Annotated in this window: 15 protein-coding genes; 7 read left to right on the top strand and 8 right to left on the bottom strand. The window is 66.5% G+C overall.

Annotated features, from left to right (window positions below; genetic code table 11):
• Positions 1-12: 12 nt before the first annotated feature.
• The 3 genes from N825_RS10410 to N825_RS10400 are packed head-to-tail and all read right to left on the bottom strand — an operon-like array spanning position 13 to position 3010.
• A complete protein-coding gene (locus N825_RS10410; RefSeq protein WP_037451038.1) occupies positions 13-1008 on the bottom strand; it encodes an autoinducer 2 ABC transporter substrate-binding protein in 996 nt (331 codons plus the stop codon).
• A 59-nt stretch (positions 1009-1067) separates the two neighbouring features.
• The gene (locus N825_RS10405; RefSeq protein WP_037450725.1) at positions 1068-1820 is read right to left on the bottom strand and encodes an ATP-binding cassette domain-containing protein; all 753 of its coding nucleotides are present in this window, start codon (positions 1818-1820) and stop codon (positions 1068-1070) included.
• A gap of 2 nt (positions 1821-1822) precedes the next feature.
• The gene (locus N825_RS10400; protein WP_037450722.1) at positions 1823-3010 is read right to left on the bottom strand and encodes a carbohydrate kinase family protein; all 1188 of its coding nucleotides are present in this window, start codon (positions 3008-3010) and stop codon (positions 1823-1825) included.
• 276 nt (positions 3011-3286) lie between these two features.
• On the opposite strand from N825_RS10400, the gene N825_RS10395 reads away from it, so the two are divergent.
• Positions 3287-3655, top strand: a complete 369-nt coding sequence (locus N825_RS10395; RefSeq protein WP_037450720.1) for a hypothetical protein — start codon at positions 3287-3289, stop codon at positions 3653-3655.
• A 10-nt stretch (positions 3656-3665) separates the two neighbouring features.
• Here the strand turns inward: N825_RS10395 and N825_RS10390 are convergent, their stop codons facing one another.
• The 5 genes from N825_RS10390 to N825_RS10370 form a co-directional block, all read right to left on the bottom strand.
• Positions 3666-3950: a type II toxin-antitoxin system RelE/ParE family toxin gene (locus N825_RS10390; protein ID WP_037450717.1), complete on the bottom strand. Its 285-nt coding sequence runs from the start codon at positions 3948-3950 to the stop codon at positions 3666-3668.
• Positions 3947-4195 (bottom strand): CopG family ribbon-helix-helix protein, encoded by a 249-nt coding sequence (locus tag N825_RS10385; protein ID WP_037451035.1) that lies wholly within the window; start codon positions 4193-4195, stop codon positions 3947-3949. Before N825_RS10385 ends, N825_RS10390 begins: the two co-directional genes overlap by 4 nt.
• 129 nt (positions 4196-4324) lie before the next feature.
• Positions 4325-5371 carry a sensor histidine kinase gene (locus N825_RS10380; protein ID WP_245613074.1) on the bottom strand — a complete coding sequence of 349 codons (1047 nt, stop codon included), beginning with the start codon at positions 5369-5371 and terminating at the stop codon, positions 4325-4327.
• The gene (locus N825_RS10375) at positions 5371-5799 is read right to left on the bottom strand and encodes a response regulator (RefSeq protein ID WP_037450714.1); all 429 of its coding nucleotides are present in this window, start codon (positions 5797-5799) and stop codon (positions 5371-5373) included. The genes N825_RS10380 and N825_RS10375 overlap by 1 nt, the downstream gene beginning before the upstream one ends.
• Positions 5799-7352, bottom strand: coding sequence for a sensor histidine kinase (locus N825_RS10370; protein WP_051511926.1), 1554 nt, complete (start codon positions 7350-7352; stop codon positions 5799-5801). Before N825_RS10370 ends, N825_RS10375 begins: the two co-directional genes overlap by 1 nt.
• A 285-nt stretch (positions 7353-7637) precedes the next feature.
• Between N825_RS10370 and ytfQ the strand changes: the two genes are divergently transcribed.
• From ytfQ to N825_RS10340, 6 genes are all read left to right on the top strand, one after another.
• Entirely contained in the window at positions 7638-8603 is a 966-nt protein-coding gene (ytfQ, locus tag N825_RS10365; RefSeq protein WP_037450712.1) for a galactofuranose ABC transporter, galactofuranose-binding protein YtfQ, read from the top strand.
• A gap of 93 nt (positions 8604-8696) precedes the next feature.
• Positions 8697-10229, top strand: a complete 1533-nt coding sequence (locus tag N825_RS10360) for a sugar ABC transporter ATP-binding protein (RefSeq protein WP_037450705.1) — start codon at positions 8697-8699, stop codon at positions 10227-10229.
• Positions 10230-10243: 14 nt separating this feature from the next.
• The gene (locus tag N825_RS10355) at positions 10244-11227 is read left to right on the top strand and encodes an ABC transporter permease (RefSeq protein WP_037451025.1); all 984 of its coding nucleotides are present in this window, start codon (positions 10244-10246) and stop codon (positions 11225-11227) included.
• Entirely contained in the window at positions 11224-12207 is a 984-nt protein-coding gene (gene yjfF, locus N825_RS10350) for a galactofuranose ABC transporter, permease protein YjfF (RefSeq protein ID WP_037450702.1), read from the top strand. The genes N825_RS10355 and yjfF overlap by 4 nt, the downstream gene beginning before the upstream one ends.
• The gene (locus N825_RS10345) at positions 12204-12926 is read left to right on the top strand and encodes a FadR/GntR family transcriptional regulator (RefSeq protein WP_037450699.1); all 723 of its coding nucleotides are present in this window, start codon (positions 12204-12206) and stop codon (positions 12924-12926) included. The genes yjfF and N825_RS10345 overlap by 4 nt, the downstream gene beginning before the upstream one ends.
• Before the next feature lie 15 nt (positions 12927-12941).
• The gene (locus N825_RS10340; protein WP_084164617.1) at positions 12942-14675 is read left to right on the top strand and encodes an IlvD/Edd family dehydratase; all 1734 of its coding nucleotides are present in this window, start codon (positions 12942-12944) and stop codon (positions 14673-14675) included.
• The last annotated feature ends 12 nt before the right edge of the window (positions 14676-14687 follow it).

The following is a 14687-nucleotide window of genomic DNA, read 5'->3' as shown; positions in this document are numbered from 1 at the left end:
GCTCATGGGCTCTCAGAACTTGAACTGGTCGATGTTCTCGGCGGTGAACACCATGGGCGGGCCGAGCAGCAGGATCTTGTCGGCGGGCAGCCAGCTGGCCTCGGCCTTGAGACCATCAACCGGGACCTTTGCCTCGAATCCGCGGCCCTCGGCTAGTTCCTTGGCGGCCCAGACCGTCAGGTAACCGAGATCGGACGGGTTCCACAGGACCGAATAGGTCATGGCGCCGCTCTTGACGTAATCCCGCACCGTGTTGGGCGAGCAGAAGCCGGCCGACACGATCGAACCGCCCTTGCCCGACGCCTCGACCGCCTGGCCGATGCCGGGGCAGGTGGTCGAGGCGATGCCGATGATGCCCTTGAGGTCGGGGTTGCGGGTCATCGCGTCGGTGGCGAACTGGAAGGCGCGGGCGGCGGTGCCGTCGGTGTGATCGACCGAGACGATCTTGAGCTTGGGATACTTGGACTTGGCGCGCTCCTGGATGGCGCTGATCCAGTTGTTCAGGCTCTGGATCGTCGGGGCGTCGGAGATGATGGCGATCTTGCCGTCCTGGCCGACGCGCTTGACCATCTCGTCCAGGATGGTGAAGCCCAGATCCTGGTCGCGCGCCTGCGCCACGTAGAAATCACGGGCGCTGCCGGCGGCGTCGGCGTCGGAGGTGATGACGTGGACGCCCTGCGCCTTGGCCCGGGCGATGGCGGGTTTCAGCGTCTCGACATCGACGGGCGACACGGCGACCACGTTGAAGCCCTGGTTGACGAAACTGTCGAAGATGCGAAGCTGGTCGGCCGAGTTGGTCGAGGTCGGACCCTGCTGGACATAGGTGACGCCGAACTTCGCGGCGGCGGCCTTGGCCCCTTCCTCCATCGCGACATAGTAGGGGATGCCCTGGATCTGGGGGACGAAGGCGACGCGGGTATCCGCCGCGCTGGCGGCGCCCGTCAGGACGCCGATCAGGGACGTGGCGGCCAGCAATCCAAGAACCGCTGCTTTCAGAACCGATTTCATCGAGTTGTCTCCCAGAATGGGGTGGCGGGGCAGGGCGGGGTGGCTTTCGGTGTTGGAACTCACGAGGCGGCGGCGCGGACTTCGCTGGCTCCGGTGATCAGTCCGATGATCTCCTCTGGGGTCGTGGTCCGGGTCTCGCGCACCGCGATGCGGCGGCCGTGCCGCATGACCGAGATGCGGTCCGACACGGCGAACACGTCCTGGATGTTGTGGGAGATCAGGACGACGGACTTCCCCTGGCCGCGCAGCCGCGTCACGAAGTCCAGCACCTTGCGGACCTCGGCCACGGCGAGGGCGGCTGTCGGCTCGTCCATGATGATCAGGCGGGCGTCCATGTTGAGCGCTCGGGCGATGGCGACACCCTGGCGCTGGCCGCCCGACATCGTCTCGACCCAACTATCCAGGCTGGGAACGTGGACGTCGAGCTGGTTCAGCAGTTCCGCCGTGCGCTTCCGCATGGCCGCGCGGTCCAGGAAGGGGATGCCCAGGATCGGCCGCTTGATCTCGCGTCCCAGGAAGATGTTGTCGGCAACCGTCATCTTGCCGGCCAAAGCCAGTTCCTGGTAGATCGTGGCGATGCCGCTCTTCCAGGCGTCCTGCGGCGAGCGGAAGCGCACCGCCTCGCCAGCCATCCGGATCACCCCGTCATCGGGGGCGTGGGCGCCCGACATGGTCTTGATCAGCGTCGACTTGCCGGCGCCGTTGTCGCCGACGATCGCCATGACCTCGGCCTCGCGCACGGAGAAATCGACCCGGTCAAGCGCCACGAGGCCGCCGAAGCGCTTGGTGATCCCGGTCATCTCGAACAGCATGGTCACGCGCTCGCCTCCTCCGGCTCCATCCGCCCGATCTCGGCGCGGAGGTCGTCAACTGTGGAAATCCGGCCCTGGGCGCCTTCCGCCGTGGTCGTCAGGCTGGCCGCGATGGCGGCGTGCCGCGCCGCCTCGCCGAGAGACGCGCCATGCATCCAGAAGCACAGGAAGACACCCGCGAAGGTGTCGCCGGCGCCCGTGGCGTCGACCACCTCGACCGCCAGCGCCGGCACGAACACGGGCGGGCCATCGTCGCTGGGAAACACCACGGCACCCAATTCGCCCAGGGTCAGCACGACATCGGCGCGTGGCCCGATGGCGCGCAGATGGGCCTCGGTCTGGTCGATCAGGGCCGCGACGGTCGAGCGCATGCCGAGGATCTCGCGCAGCGTCACGTCATTGACGAAGACGAGGTCGATCGCCTGTACCAGCCTCGTGAAGGCCTCGGGCGTCCTGGAACTGGCCGGCAGCCCCGTCGTGTGCAGGCTGACCTTCCAGCCGGCGTCCTGGAATCGGGCGACCGATCCCGCCATGCGTTCGTAATGGTAGCCCTCGATATGCAGGCAGCAGGGCCTGTCCTCGGGTTCGACATCGAGATAGGCCGTCAGGTCGACCTCGCTCAGCTCGAACGGTTCGTTGATGATGGTGCGGCTGCCGTTGGCCTCGACGATGACGACGCAGCGCGACAGCCGATTGTTGAACGGCTGCCGGATGGTGAGCGCGTGGACACCCCGGCGGGCCAGCTCGATCAGCGCCCAGTCGCTGTCGGGGTCCTCACCGACGGCGGTCGCCAACTCGACGTCGAGCGCCAGGGCGCCGCCCAGGCCGGCGGCGGCGACCGCGACGTTGGCGGCGGGACCACCCAGCGCCTTCTCGATGTGCTGGGCGGTGATCCGGTCGTCCCGATGCGGCAGGACCCCGACCCGGCAGACATAATCCACGCTGATGTAGCCGACCGAGATCAGGCGCGGCAGCATCAGGTGGCCGCTCGGCCGTCCCGTGTTGGCTCCGGCGGGCAGGAAGCGCGCCACCGCGCTGGGGCGGTAGTTCAGCCGCGCGATGGCCGCCTCTATCTTGGCCCGCGTTTCCGGCCGCACCTTGTCCGGCGTGTTGATCGCGTTGGACACGGTTCCGATCGAAACACCGGCCGCTTTGGCGACATCCGATATGGTCGGGCGCTTGTGGGCCATGGGTCTCCAGCCTGCGAACCTGGGTCGGTAAAATTGAAGCGTTTCAATAATACCTTCGTATGCGGCTTGATCAAGACCAATCATTGCTGAGATAGAGAAAATATAGCGCCAACATGTTGGGCGGAATGCCTGCGCCGATTGCCTTCGTTCTGACCACCCACCTGATTGAAAATTTTTCATTCGGTCAACGCGCGGGTTTTCGAGTGGCGGGAACCATGATCCTTGGCGCCCTGTTGGAGGTTCCTATCCTGTTAGAAATTCCACGCGGAGACGACCGTGAGCATCCGGACCATCATCAGCCTATTCAATGACAAGGAGTCGTCGCGTCAGGTCCTGAAAGAGCTGTACGACGTCGGCTTCCGGAACGAGTTCTGGATCGACGGCGACACCACGGAGGGATGGGGCAACGAGTCGGCCGGCACGAACCCGTTCTCCAGTTCGAAGAACCAATATGGTGGCGCCAAATCGGAAACCGAGGTTCTCACCAGGCTGGGTGTCGCGGAGGAGGAGGCGCGCGCTTTCCTGGATGGCGTCGGAACCGGCGGCGTCATGCTGATCGGTCAGGTCGAGGATGCGAGGGCCCAGGAAGTGCTGGACATCATCGGTCGCCACAATCCGGCGCGCACGGCCCAGCCGGCTGGCTGAGCGCCTTGACTCAAAGGACGCGTGGGCAGTTGCGCTTGGCGTGGATCACGGCAAGCACGTCCACCGTCCGATCCGTCACCCGGTATGCCACCAAAAAGGGGCTGCTGGAGATGATCAATTCGCGAGTGCCGGAAATCCTTCCAGGCCGCCCCATGCAAGGTTGATCGATCAGTCCATCAACATGCCGTCTGATGATCGCAACCTGCTCCAAGGCTGCCGCCGGGTTGGTCTCGGCGATGTGATCTTCTTGGTTGTTCAGGTCGAGAAGGGCGCGCCGCGGATAACGTATTCTCATGGATGTGGATTAGCGGCGTTCCCATACCGGTTGAAGGTCGCCTCTACCTCGTCGTCGGATGCGAAATCGCCAGCGTCAGCCTCCCTCAAGGCTTCTCTGATGTGTTCCGCCTTCCAACGCTCGTGATCCAGATAGCCGCTCACCGCCTCGTCGGCCAATTCCGCACGCGATCGTCCGGTTGCCGCAGCCAATTCATCAAGGCTGGCGGCGAGTTCTGGGCGAAGATTTACCGAAGCGGTTGCCATGAACGAAACCTCATTCGCGATCCCACACAAGATAGGGGAGCCCAGCCGCGCGGTCAAACTTCAACCCGATACCCCTGTTTTCAGCTTGCCCCGCGCCTTTGATGTCTCTCCTGGTGCGCTTGCCAGCGATCACGGCGGAAAAACCAGCGTCGCCCGCGTTCCAGCGCAATGGGGATCATAGATCAGGGCGGAGCCGAGGCTCGACGCCATCGCGCGGATGATGCGGGTGCCAAGACCGCTGCCTTGCGCCTCGCCGGAACCATGCCAGCCGACGCCGTCGTCCTCGACCACCAGCGAGAGCTGTTCCGGCTGGCGCTCCAGGCGGACCCGGATGCGGCCGGCGACGCCGTCGGGATAGGCGTATTTGTAGACGTTGGTCACCAGTTCGGTCACGATCACGCCGACCGATACGGCCTTGTCCGGCGGCATCATGACGTTATCCGCCGTCAACTGGATGATGTGCTCGCGGCGGGCCGTGCGCATGGAGGCTTCCAGTTCCTCGACCAGTCCCTTTAGGTAGGCGTCCATCTCGACGAAGCGCACATCATGCGACGTGTAGAGCCGGCGGTGAATCTGGGCTATCGCCATGATCCTGCTCTGTGTCTCGAACAGCGCGCCGCGCGCCGCGTCGTCCTCGCCAAGCGCCCGCTCCTGGAGGGAGACCAGCGAGGAGACCAGGGCCAGACTGTTCGCGACACGGTGGTTGACCTCGCGCAGCAGCGTTTCGGCGCGGTCGCGGGCCTCGCGGGTCTCGCGCTCGGCCGCCTCCTTCTCCAGGCGCAGCCGCACCTGATCCAGCGCGCCGGAGATGGCGCTGCGCAGCAGGTCCAGGAAGACGCCGCCGACATCCTTGATCACGTAATCCACGGCCCCGGCCTTGAGCGCCGCGACCGCGATGCGCCCCTCGTCGGCGCCCGTGACATAGATGACCGGCGGCGCGTCGGGCAACGCGCGGATCTCGGGCAGCACCTCCAGACCGTCCTTGCCAGGCATGTAGTGGTCCAGCGCCACGGCGTCGAACCGTTCGCCGCCCCTCAGGCGGGCCAAGCCGGCGTCGCCGGAGGGCTCGTGGGTCACCGCGAAGCCGTGAGGCCTCAACGCCCGCTCGACCAGCCGGCTGAGGCCGGGATCATCGTCGATGTAGAGGACGCGGACGGTGTCCACTTTGGGTTTCACTATACCTCCGGCACTTGCATCACGGAGAAGAATAGACCCAACTGCCGGATCGCGAGAGCGAAATTCTCGTAATCCACTGGCTTGGTTATATAGACGTTGCAGCCCAAGTCGTAGCAACGCTGAATCTCGCGCTGATCATCGGTCGTCGTCAGCACGATCACCGGCGACCGCTTCAACAAATCGTCCTGCTTCAGTTTGGCCAGGATCTCGGTTCCCGACATGTCGGGCAAGTTGAGGTCGAGCAGCAGGAGCAATGGACCATTGGCCCGCACCTCGGGTTTGAACAGGTACTCCATGGCGGCGGTGCCGCTGCTGAAATGCTTGATCTCGTTGTTGACGCTGGCGCGCCGGATGTTCTTCTCGATCAGACGGGCGTGGCCCTCGTCGTCCTCGACCATGACGATGGTGACGGGATGGTGGTTCGGCATCAGCTGGGCTCCAGGGTTTTGATCGACAGGATGCTGGGCAGGGTGACGGTGAAGGTTGATCCCATGCCGGGTTGGGAGTCGACCGTGATCGATCCGCCCAGGCGGCGGACCATGGCGCGGACATGGGCCAGACCGATGCCCTCGCCGGGACGGTCCTGGGCGCCGGCGCGGCGGAACAGGTCGAAGATGCGTTCGAAATCCTTCGACTCGATCCCGCGGCCGTTATCCACGATCTCGTAGCGGACCTCGGGTCCGATGTTGCGGCCGCTGATGATGACATGGCCCGGTCGGGCGGGATCCAGGTATTTGATCGCGTTCTCGATCAGGTTGCTGAAGATCTGCTCGATCGCCAGCCGGTCGGTGACGAGCCGAGGCGTGCCACCGATCTCCACGGTGACACCTTGCTCCTCGGTCTGGTGCTTGAGGCTGCCGGCGATGCCCTCGATGATCTCGCGCATCTCGACCGGTTCGGGAGTCAACACCCGCCGGCCCTCGCGCGACAGCCGCAGGATGGCGCTGATCAGGCGGTCCATCTTGACAGTGGAGGTGCGGATGAAGCGGAGCGCCTCGGGCAGGTCCTCCTCCAGCGCGATCCGGACCTCGGCGTCGGCCAGTTCCGGAGCCTTCGCCGCGACGGTCTCGTAGAAGCCGACGATCTGACCGCGCAGCACGTCCAGCTCGCTGGTGAATCCCATGACGTTGACCAGGGGCGCCCGAAGGTCGTGGCTGACGATGTACGCGAAGCGCTGGATCTCCTCGTTGGCCGCGTTCAGTTCGGCGACGCGGGCGGCGACGATACCCTCCAGGTTCTCGTTGGCGGCGCGCAGTTCACCTTGAAGCGATTCCAACGCCGCCGTGTGGCGGCGGACCCGGATCACCGACATGGCGGCGATGCCGATCACCAGGGCGATGCCGCTCAGCGTGGCGATCAGCAGCAGGAGGCCATAGGTCTCGGCGGTCGCCTCGCGACGCTTCAGCAAGCGCTGTTCCTCGGCCTGGATCCGGTCGATCGACGCGCGGATGCCGTCCATCAGAACTCGGCCCCGCTCCGTCCTGACGAGTTCCATGGCGCCGTCGGCGTTACCGGTCTGATAGAGATCGATGGTGCGGGCGGCGATGTCCAGCCGGGACTCCAGGGTCCGCCGCAGGACCGCGATCTCGTTCTGCTGTTGCTGGTTGTCCGTCGTCGTTTCCTGTAGTCGGGCGAGATTTTCCAGCGAAGCCCGCGCACCCTCGCGATAGCGTTCGAGGTAGGAGGGGTTGCCCGTCAGCAGATAGCTCCGCTGGCCCGTCTCCACGTCTTGTACCAGGGTCAGGAGTTGGAAGGCCCGCGACCTGACCTCCAGCGTGTGGGTGACCAGCGAGCCATACTCCCGATTCGCGAACACCAGCAGGACCGAGGCGGTGCCGATCAGCAGGAGCAGGACGAATCCCCAGGTGAGTTCACCCCGCCTGCCGCCGAGCTTGAACAGGCGACCGTTCGAGAAGGATCTCCAGAAACGCCGGAATTCCCGCGGCGCGCGGGGTCCGGTCTCGTTCGCTTCCCTATCCATCGACCATTCCAAAAAATTGGCGCGAAAGGCCACAAACGCCGGCGCGGCGCCGATCGCGTCGGGAAACTAGGCGGAAAGCTTCGAAGGCGAAAGGGAATTGTCCGGACGAGCGGGACGGCACCCATGTCGGCGATCGGGACCGCGGCTCTCCCGACATACCTCCACAAAAATCTAATAGTCATACTGTTTGACTATTCATCCGTCTCGCGATGTGCCATAGATGGCGTGTCGCCGCCCCGCGCTCGGAGAAGCGCCGCGGTTTGGATCCTCTGGGGGAAACGCCACATGAAGTTCAAAGCCCTTCTCGCCGCCACGGTCGTATCGACACTCGCCTCGACCCTCGGAGCCCAGGCGGCCGACCTCACCATCGGCTTTTCGCAAATCGGCTCGGAGTCGGGCTGGCGCGCGGCCGAAACCTCGGTCTCCAAGGCCGAAGCCAAGAAGCGCGACATCACGTTCAAGATCGCCGATGCCCAGCAGAAGCAGGAGAACCAGATCAAGGCGATCCGGTCCTTCATCGCCCAGGGCGTGGACGCGATCTTCCTCGCCCCCGTGGTCGCCACCGGCTGGGATCAGGTGTTGAAGGAGGCCAAGGAGTCCAAGATCCCGGTCGTGCTGCTCGACCGCGACATCGACGCCTCGGGCAAGGATCTGTATCTGACCGCCGTCACCTCGGACAGCGTGCACGAGGGTGCCGTCGCTGGCGAATGGCTGGCCAAGACCGTCGGCGACAAGCCCTGCGCCGTCGTCGAGCTTCAGGGCACGGTCGGCGCCAGCGTCGCCACCAACCGCAAGAAGGGCTTCGACACCGCCATCGCCAGCCACTCCAACATCAAGCTGGTGCGCAGCCAGACCGGCGACTTCACCCGCGCCAAGGGCAAGGAGGTGATGGAGAGCTTCATCAAGGCCGAAGGTGGCGGCAAGAACATTTGCGCCGTCTACGCCCACAACGACGACATGATGGTCGGCGCCATCCAGGCGATGAAGGAAGCCGGCCTGAAGCCGGGCACCGACGTCCTCACGGTTTCGATCGACGCGGTGCCGGACATCTTCAAGGCGATCGCCGCCGGCGAGGCCAACGCCACGGTCGAACTGACCCCGAACATGGCGGGCCCGGCCTTCGACGCCGTCGTCGCCTACAAGGACAAGGGCACTGTTCCGCCGAAGTGGATCCAGACCGAATCCAAGCTCTACACGTCGGCCGACGATCCGCAGAAGATCTACGAAAGCAAGAAGGGCCTCGGGTACTGAGGTTTCCCGTCGAAGCCGGGGGGCCGGGCGCGGCCCCTCCGTGACCTTGTTTTCGCGGAACGCCGGCGCGCCACCGGCGGGAGTGCTCGATCCATGTCCGAAGGCGTATCCTCAAACACGCCGCTGCTCGAGGTTCGTGGGCTGACGAAGAGTTTCGCCGGCATCCGCGCCCTCGACGGCGTCGACCTGACGCTGCGCGCCGGCGAGATCCACGCCCTGCTGGGCGAGAACGGCGCCGGCAAGTCGACGCTGATCAAGACGATCACCGGCGTCCTGCGGCGCGATGCCGGCACCGTGTCGCTCGATGGCTCCCCGATCGCGCCGCACTCGGCCGAGGAGGCGGCGACGGCGGGCATCGCCACGGTCTACCAGGAGGTCAGCCTGCTGCCCAACCTGTCCGTGGCGCAGAACCTGTTCCTGGGACGCCAACCGACCCGGTTCGGTTTCGTGCGCGAAGGCGAGACGCGCCGCCGGGCGCGCCTGCTGCTGCGGGATTTCGGCCTGGATATCGACGTCACGGCCCCGCTCGACAGTTATTCCGTCGCGGTGCGCCACCTCACCGCCATCGCCCGCGCGGTCGACATGTCGGCCCGCGTGCTGATCCTCGACGAACCCACGGCGAGCCTGGACGCCAACGAGGTCGAGATCCTATTCACGGTGATGCGCAAGCTCGCCGCGCGCGGTATCGGCATCGTGTTCGTCACCCATTTCCTCGATCAGGTCTATGCCGTCACCGACCGGATCACAGTGCTGCGGAATGGCCGGCTGGTCGACGAGCGGCTGACGGCAGAGCTGCCGCGCATGGACCTGGTCCGCATGATGCTGGGCCGTGAACTGGTCGAGGCGACCGCGACGCATCGGGAAGCCGTGTCGCCGACGGCGATGTCCGAGCCCTACGCGGTGTTCGAGAACTTCGGCAAGTCCGGCTATGTCGCCCCGTTCGACCTGACGGTGCGCGGCGGCGAGGTCGTCGGCTTGGCCGGGCTGCTGGGGTCCGGCCGCACCGAGACGACTCGCCTGGTGTTCGGGGTGGAGAAGGCGGATCAGGGAACGGTGACCATCGCGGGCAAGCCCGCCAGCATATCGTCCCCGAGCGAGGCGGTCGGCCACGGCTTGGGCTACTGCCCGGAGGAGCGCAAGACGGAGGGCATCGTCGCCGATCTGACCGTGCGCGAGAACATCGTCCTGGCGCTCCAAGCCCGGCGCGGCGTGATGCGGCCACTGTCGCGCCGCGAACAGGACGAGATCGCCAACAAGTTCATCCGCCTGCTCGACATCCGCCCGCCCGACCCCGAACGCCCGATCGGGCTGCTCTCCGGCGGCAACCAGCAGAAGGCGCTGCTCGCCCGCTGGCTCGCCACCGAGCCGCGCCTGCTCATCCTGGACGAGCCGACCCGCGGCATCGATGTCGGCGCCCATGCCGAGATCATCCGCCTGATCCGCCAGCTCTGCGCCGACGGGATGGCGCTGCTGGTGGTGTCCTCCGAATTGGAGGAGATCGTGGCCTACGCCGACCGGGTCATCGTGCTGCGCGACCGGGCGCATGTGGCGTGCCTGGAGGGCGACGCGGTCAACGAACCGACGATCCTCGCCGCCATCGCGGCCGACACGCCGCAAGCCGCGTGAGGGACATGTCCATCATGGCGCTTCGCCTGCCACGCTCCGGCGTTCCGCAAGTCCTCGCGTTCCTGGCCATCCTCGCCGTCAACTGGATGGTCTCGGCGCAATTCTTCGACATCCGGTTCCAGGATGGCCGCTTGTTCGGCAGCCTGATCGACGTCTTCAACCGCGGCGCGCCGGTGGCCCTGCTCGCCATCGGCATGGTCCTGGTCATCGCCACGCGCGGCATCGATCTCTCGGTCGGCGCGGTCATGGCGATATGCGGCGCGATCGCCGCCACCCTGGCCGATACCCAGCCGCTGCCGGTGGTCATCGCGGCGGCGCTCGGCGCCGGTCTGCTGTGCGGGCTGTGGAACGGCCTGCTGGTCGCCGTCCTGGGCATCCAGCCGATCATCGCGACGCTGATCCTGATGGTGGCGGGACGCGGCATCGCCCAGCTCATCACCGAAGGGCGCATCGTCACCTTCACGTCGCCCGATCTGGCCTGGTTCGGCGGCGGCTCGGTGCTGGGCGTGCCCGCCCCGGTCGCCATCACCTTCACCGTGCTGGTCCTGACGATCCTGCTGGTGCGCCGGACCGCGCTTGGCCTCATGATCGAGGCGACCGGCGGCAACGCCCGGGCGAGTGCCTTGGCCGGTGTCGGCACCCGAGTGATGACGATGGCGGTCTATGTCTGGTGCGGCTTCTGCTCGGCGCTCGCCGGCATCGTCGCGGCGGCGGACATCCTCGGCGCCGACGCCAACAATTCCGGCCTGTGGTTGGAGCTCGACGCCATCCTGGCGGTGGTGATCGGCGGCACCTCGCTGTTCGGCGGGCGCTTCAGCGTCGTCCTCGCCGTGCTTGGCGCGCTGATCATCCAGGCCATGAATACCGGCATCCTATTGTCAGGTTACCCGCCGGAGTTCAATCTGGTCGTCAAGGCGGTGGTGGTGCTGGTGGTCCTGCTGATGCAGTCGCCGCGCTTCTCCGGCCTCGCCATCCTCCTGTCCGGAGCCCGCAAATGAACCGCCTGCTTCCCGTCCTCGTCACCACGGCGGTGTTCCTCGTCGGGTTCATCATCTGCTCCCTGCAGTATCCGAACTTCGCCTCGACGCGGGTGGTCGCCAACCTGCTGACCGACAACGCGTTCCTCGGCATCGTCGCGGTCGGCATGACCTTCGTCATCATCTCCGGCGGCATCGATCTCTCGGTCGGCTCGGTGATCGGCTTCACCACCGTCTTCCTCGCCCTGGCGATCGAGCGGCATGACGTTCCGCCGCTGGTCGCCTTCGCCCTGGTCCTGGTCATCTGCGCGGCGTTCGGCGCCGCCATGGGGGCGGCGATCCAGTATTTCGACCTGCCGCCCTTCATCGTGACCCTGGCGGGCCTGTTCCTCGCCCGCGGCGCCAGCTTCCTGATGTCGACGGAATCGATCGCGATCAACGCGCCGCTCTATTCCGACATCGCCGGCTACGCGATCCGCCTGCCGGGCGGCGGCCGGCTCACCATCATCGCGCTGATGATGCTCGCCGTCTTCGTCGCGGGCGGCGTGCTGCTGCACTTCACGCGGTTCGGCACCAACGTCTACGCGCTGGGCGGCAGCCGCGCCTCGACCGCGCTGATGGGTGTCCGGGTCGGCGCCACCACGATCCGCATCTACATGCTGTCCAGCGTGCTGGCCGGCCTGTCGGGCATCGTCTTCACCTTCTACACCTCGGCCGGGTACTCGCTCTCGGCGGTCGGCGTCGAGTTGGATACGATAGCGGCCGTCGTCATCGGCGGCACCATGCTGACAGGCGGCTACGGCTTCGTCTTCGGCACCTTCGTCGGCGTGCTGATCCAGGGATTGATCCAGACCTACATCACGTTCGACGGTTCGCTGTCGAGCTGGTGGACCAAGATCGCGACGGGGGTGCTGCTGTTCGCCTTCATCGCCTTCCAGCAGCTTCTGGTCGTCCTCGCCAGGCGACCGCCGCGCCGCGTCGCGGGAGTGGTGCCGTCGTGAGCGCGCAGCTGGTCGTCATCCCCACCGGACGCTCGCATTCCAACCACGCCGAGGTCGCGCGCAGCATCGGCGTCGACATCATCGCCGGCCGCTATCCGGAAGGGACCAAGCTTCCCGGCGACGCCGAGTTGACTCGGATCTTCGGCGTGTCGCGGCCGGTCCTGCGCGAGAGCGTCAAGACCTTGGTGGCCAAGGGCCTGCTGAGCACCAAGGCGCGGGTCGGCACCGTGGTGCGCGAGCGCGGCGCCTGGAACATGTTCGATGTCGATGTGCTGGCCTGGCACCTGGACGCCGGCATCGACAAGCTGTTCCTCCGCGACCTCGCCGAGATACGTCTCGCCGTCGAGCCGCGGGCGGCCGCGCTGGCGGCGGAGCGGCGGACAGCCGCGGACATCGAACACCTGCGGGCGAGCATCGCGATGATGCGACGGGAGGAGTCGGACAGCGGGGCCTTCGCCGATGGCGACCTGAGCCTGCACATCGGCGTCGCCAACGCGTCCGGCAACCCCTTCATGCGCTCCATCGGCGGTGTCATCGAAGCGGCGCTTCGGGCATCCTTCCTGTTGAGCGCCCCGATCGCGGAGCGCGAGCGGGACATCGTGATCCTGTCCCACGAGCAGATCGTCGACGCCATCGAGGACCGCGACGGCGAAGCCGCCTCGGCCGCCATGACCCATGTGATCTTCAACGGTCTGCGCCGTCATGGCGCTATCGGCTGAGGAACGGAGAACAAAGTGGACCAAGATCCCAAGAAGACGATGCGCAGCCAAGCCTGGTTCGGCCGCCAGGACAAGATGGGCTTCTATTACCGCTCGTTCCTGAAGAACAGCGGCATCCCCCACGACCAGTTCGATGGCCGGCCGGTCATCGGCATCTGCAACACCTGGTCGGAACTGACGCCTTGCAACGCGCATTTCCGCACCATCGCGGAGCATGTCCGCTACGGCGTCCTCGACGCCGGCGGCTTTCCCCTCGAATTCCCGGTCTCATCGCTGGGCGAGGTGACGATGCGCCCGACCGCGATGCTGTTCCGCAACCTGGCCTCGATGGATGTCGAGGAGGCGATCCGCGCCCATCCGCTCGATGGCGTCGTGCTGCTGATGGGCTGCGACAAGACCACCCCGGCCCTTCTGATGGGGGCGGCGTCGGCCGACCTGCCGGCGATCGGCGTGTCCGGCGGACCGCAGCTGCGCGGCGTGTATCGCGGCGAGATCATCGGGTCCGGAACCAACATCATCTCGATGAGCGAACAGCTGCGCGCCGGCGAGATCACCCTGGAGGAGTTCCACGAGGCCGAGGCCGGCATGAACCGCTCGGCCGGCAGCTGCATGACCATGGGCACCGCCTCGACCATGGCGTCGATGGTCGAGGCGCTTGGCCTCGGGCTTCCCGGCAACGCGGCCATCCCCGCCGCCGACGCCCGGCGCAACCTGCTCGCCCGCATGTCCGGCCGGCGCATCGTCGAACTGGCGCGCCAGGACGTCAAGCCGTCCGACATCCTGACCCGCCAAGCCTTCGAGAACGCCATCCGGACGCTGGCCGCGATCGGGGGGTCGACCAACGCCGTGGTCCACCTGCTGGCGCTCGCCGGCCGTGTCGGGATCGACCTGACCCTGGACGACTTCGACCGGCTCGGGCGCGACATCCACTGTCTGGTCGACTTGATGCCATCCGGGCGGTTCCTGATGGAGGACTTCTACTACGCCGGTGGCTTGCCCGCGGTGCTGCGGGCGCTGGGCGAGCGCGGTCTGCTCCACAAGGACGCGATGACGGTCAACGGCCAGACCCTCTGGGAGAATGTCGGCGAGGCGCCGTGCTGGAACCGCGAGGTCATCACCCCGTTCGAAGCACCCTTCAAGCCCGAGTCCGGAATGGCCATCCTGACCGGCAACCTGGCGCCCGACGGCGCCGTGATCAAGCCGTCCGCCGCCTCGCCCGAGCTGATGCGGCACACGGGGCGGGCGGTCGTGTTCGAATCGGTCGAGGAGATGCACCACGCCGTCGACGACGAGGATCTCGACATCGACGCCTCGTGCGTCATGGTGCTGAAGAACTGCGGTCCCAAGGGCTATCCGGGCATGGCGGAGGTCGGCAACATGCCGCTGCCGGCCAAGCTGCTGCGCCAGGGTGTCCGCGACATGATCCGCATCTCCGATGCCCGCATGTCCGGCACCGCCTATGGCACGGTGGTGCTGCACGTAGCACCCGAGGCCACGGCCGGCGGGCCGCTGGCATTGGTGCGGAATGGCGACATGATCACGCTCGACGTTCCGGCGCGGTCGCTGCACCTGCATGTCGACGACGCCGAGCTGGCGGCGCGGCGTGCCGCCTGGACCCCGCCGGAACCGCACGCGACCCGCGGCTACGCCCGGCTCTATATCGACCACGTGCTGCAAGCCGACCGCGGCGCGGATTTCGACTTCCTGGTGGGGCGCTCCGGTTCGCCCGTGCCCCGCGATAACCACTGATGCGTCGAGGCT

The sequence above is a fragment of the Skermanella stibiiresistens SB22 genome, from assembly GCF_000576635.1.
Taxonomy (GTDB): Bacteria; Pseudomonadota; Alphaproteobacteria; order Azospirillales; family Azospirillaceae; genus Skermanella; species Skermanella stibiiresistens.
Note: the sequence above shows the minus strand (reverse complement) of the source record. Positions and strands in the feature narration are given on the sequence as shown.

Excerpts from the sequence above, each read along its gene's own strand:
- N825_RS10385 (WP_037451035.1), bottom strand. The coding sequence starts at position 4,195 with ATGGCAACCGCTTCGGTAAATCTTCGCCCAGAACTCGCCGCCAGCCTT.
- yjfF (WP_037450702.1), top strand. The coding sequence starts at position 11,224 with ATGAACCGCCTGCTTCCCGTCCTCGTCACCACGGCGGTGTTCCTCGTC.
- N825_RS10375 (WP_037450714.1), bottom strand. The coding sequence starts at position 5,799 with ATGCCGAACCACCATCCCGTCACCATCGTCATGGTCGAGGACGACGAG.
- N825_RS10360 (WP_037450705.1), top strand. The coding sequence starts at position 8,697 with ATGTCCGAAGGCGTATCCTCAAACACGCCGCTGCTCGAGGTTCGTGGG.
- N825_RS10400 (WP_037450722.1), bottom strand. The coding sequence starts at position 3,010 with ATGGCCCACAAGCGCCCGACCATATCGGATGTCGCCAAAGCGGCCGGT.
- N825_RS10405 (WP_037450725.1), bottom strand. The coding sequence starts at position 1,820 with ATGCTGTTCGAGATGACCGGGATCACCAAGCGCTTCGGCGGCCTCGTG.
- N825_RS10410 (WP_037451038.1), bottom strand. The coding sequence starts at position 1,008 with ATGAAATCGGTTCTGAAAGCAGCGGTTCTTGGATTGCTGGCCGCCACG.
- N825_RS10370 (WP_051511926.1), bottom strand. The coding sequence starts at position 7,352 with ATGGATAGGGAAGCGAACGAGACCGGACCCCGCGCGCCGCGGGAATTC.
- N825_RS10355 (WP_037451025.1), top strand. The coding sequence starts at position 10,244 with ATGGCGCTTCGCCTGCCACGCTCCGGCGTTCCGCAAGTCCTCGCGTTC.
- N825_RS10390 (WP_037450717.1), bottom strand. The coding sequence starts at position 3,950 with ATGAGAATACGTTATCCGCGGCGCGCCCTTCTCGACCTGAACAACCAA.
- ytfQ (WP_037450712.1), top strand. The coding sequence starts at position 7,638 with ATGAAGTTCAAAGCCCTTCTCGCCGCCACGGTCGTATCGACACTCGCC.